At 53.0% G+C, this 2,934-nt stretch carries 1 rRNA gene; it reads right to left on the minus strand.

Annotated elements, in window-relative coordinates:
* Nucleotides 1–2,896 (minus strand): 23S ribosomal RNA (locus J2Z23_RS22030); the annotation flags it as partial.
* Nucleotides 2,897–2,934: the final 38 nt, after the last annotated feature.

A 2,934-nucleotide genomic window follows, 5' to 3' on the forward strand; every position in this document is an offset into this window, starting at 1 on the left:
CATGTGTCACCACACTTCTACCTCGGACCTATCAACCTGATCATCTTTCAGGGGTCTTAGGCTATAAAGCCAGGGAAATCTCATCTTGAGGGGGGCTTCATGCTTAGATGCTTTCAGCACTTATCCCTTCCGCACATAGCTACCCAGCTATGCCTCTGGCGAGACAACTGGTACACCAGCGGTGCGTCCATCCCGGTCCTCTCGTACTAAGGACAGCTCCTCTCAAATTTCCTGCGCCCGCGACGGATAGGGACCGAACTGTCTCACGACGTTCTGAACCCAGCTCGCGTACCGCTTTAATGGGCGAACAGCCCAACCCTTGGGACCGACTACAGCCCCAGGATGCGATGAGCCGACATCGAGGTGCCAAACCTCCCCGTCGATGTGAACTCTTGGGGGAGATAAGCCTGTTATCCCCGGGGTAGCTTTTATCCGTTGAGCGATGGCCCTTCCATGCGGAACCACCGGATCACTAAGCCCGACTTTCGTCCCTGCTCGACTTGTAGGTCTCGCAGTCAAGCTCCCTTGTGCCTTTACACTCTGCGAATGATTTCCAACCATTCTGAGGGAACCTTTGGGCGCCTCCGTTACCTTTTAGGAGGCGACCGCCCCAGTCAAACTGCCTGCCAGACACTGTCTCCCACCCGGATTACGGGCGTGGGTTAGAAGGTCAGTACAGCAAGGGTAGTATCCCACCGATGCCTCCACAGAAGCTGGCGCTCCTGTTTCCACGGCTCCTACCTATCCTGTACAAGCTGCACCGACATTCAATATCAGGCTGCAGTAAAGCTCCACGGGGTCTTTCCGTCCTGTCGCGGGTAACCTGCATCTTCACAGGTACTATAATTTCACCGAGTCTCTCGTTGAGACAGTGCCCAGATCGTTGCGCCTTTCGTGCGGGTCGGAACTTACCCGACAAGGAATTTCGCTACCTTAGGACCGTTATAGTTACGGCCGCCGTTTACTGGGGCTTCAATTCGTACCTTCAGGCCAAAGCCTTAAGCACTCCTCTTAACCTTCCAGCACCGGGCAGGCGTCAGCCCCTATACTTCGCCTTGCGGCTTTGCAGAGACCTGTGTTTTTGCTAAACAGTCGCCTGGGCCTATTCACTGCGGCTCTCTTGGGCTTTCACCCATAAGAGCACCCCTTCTCCCGAAGTTACGGGGTCATTTTGCCGAGTTCCTTAACGAGAGTTCTCTCGATCACCTTAGGATTCTCTCCTCGCCTACCTGTGTCGGTTTGCGGTACGGGCACCTCCCGCCTCGCTAGAGGCTTTTCTTGGCAGTGTGGAATCAGGAACTTCAGTACTATAATTTCCCTCGCCATAACCGCTCCGCTTTAAAGAGAAGGATTTGCCTCCTCTTCAGCCTAACGGCTTGGACACAGTAATCCAAAACTGTGCTTACCCTATCCTCCTGCGTCCCCCCATTACTCAAACGGCGGGGAGGTGGTACAGGAATATCGACCTGTTATCCATCGCCTACGCTTTTCAGCCTCGGCTTAGGTCCCGACTAACCCTGAGCGGACGAGCCTTCCTCAGGAAACCTTAGGCATTCGGTGGAAGGGATTCTCACCCTTCTTTCGCTACTCATACCGGCATTCTCACTTCCAAGCGCTCCACTAGTCCTTACGGTCTAGCTTCACAGCCCTTGGAACGCTCTCCTACCACTGACACCGATGGTGTCAATCCGCAGTTTCGGTGATCCGTTTAGCCCCGGTACATTTTCGGCGCAGAGTCACTCGACCAGTGAGCTATTACGCACTCTTTCAATGGTGGCTGCTTCTAAGCCAACATCCTGGTTGTCTAAGCAACTCCACATCCTTTTCCACTTAACGGATACTTGGGGACCTTAACTGGCGGTCTGGGCTGTTTCCCTCTCGACTACGGATCTTATCACTCGCAGTCTGACTCCTGAAGAACAAGTCTTTGGCATTCGGAGTTTGTCTGAATTCGGTAACCCGGTGAGGGCCCCTCGTCCAAACAGTGCTCTACCTCCAAGACTCTACTTCAAGGCTAGCCCTAAAGCTATTTCGGAGAGAACCAGCTATCTCCAGGTTCGATTGGAATTTCACCGCTACCCACACCTCATCCCCGCACTTTTCAACGTACGTGGGTTCGGGCCTCCAGTAAGTGTTACCTTACCTTCACCCTGGACATGGGTAGATCACCTGGTTTCGGGTCTGCGACCTCATACTTATACGCCCTATTCAGACTCGCTTTCGCTACGGCTCCGTCTCTTCAACTTAACCTTGCATGAAATCGCAACTCGCCGGTTCATTCTACAAAAGGCACGCCATCACACATAATTGTGCTTTGACTACTTGTAGGCACACGGTTTCAGGGTCTATTTCACTCCCCTTCCGGGGTGCTTTTCACCTTTCCCTCACGGTACTGGTTCACTATCGGTCACTAGGGAGTATTTAGCCTTGGGAGATGGTCCTCCCAGCTTCCGACGGGATTTCACGTGTCCCGCCGTACTCAGGATCCACTCGGGAGGGAACGAAGTTTCAATTACAGGGCTGTTACCTTCTCTGGCAGGCCTTTCCAGACCGCTTCGTCTACCCCGTTCCTTTGTAACTCCATATCGAGTGTCCTACAACCCCAAGAGGCAAGCCTCTTGGTTTGGGCTTTTCCCATTTCGCTCGCCGCTACTTAGGGAATCGATTTTTCTTTCTCTTCCTCCGGGTACTGAGATGTTTCAGTTCCCCGGGTATGCCTTCCAATTCCTATGTATTCAGAATTGGATCCTACCCCATTAAAGGTAGGGGGTTCCCCCATTCGGAAATCTTCGGATCTAAGCTTGCTTACAGCTCCCCGAAGCATATCGGTGTTAGTCCCGTCCTTCATCGGCTCCTAGTGCCAAGGCATCCACCGTGCGCCCTTAACAACTTAATCTCTTGGTCAATAATAAGCTTCGAATCTCTGCGTCAGCT

This window comes from Lederbergia galactosidilytica, from assembly GCF_017873565.1.
Classification (GTDB): domain Bacteria; phylum Bacillota; class Bacilli; order Bacillales; family Bacillaceae_C; genus Lederbergia; species Lederbergia galactosidilytica.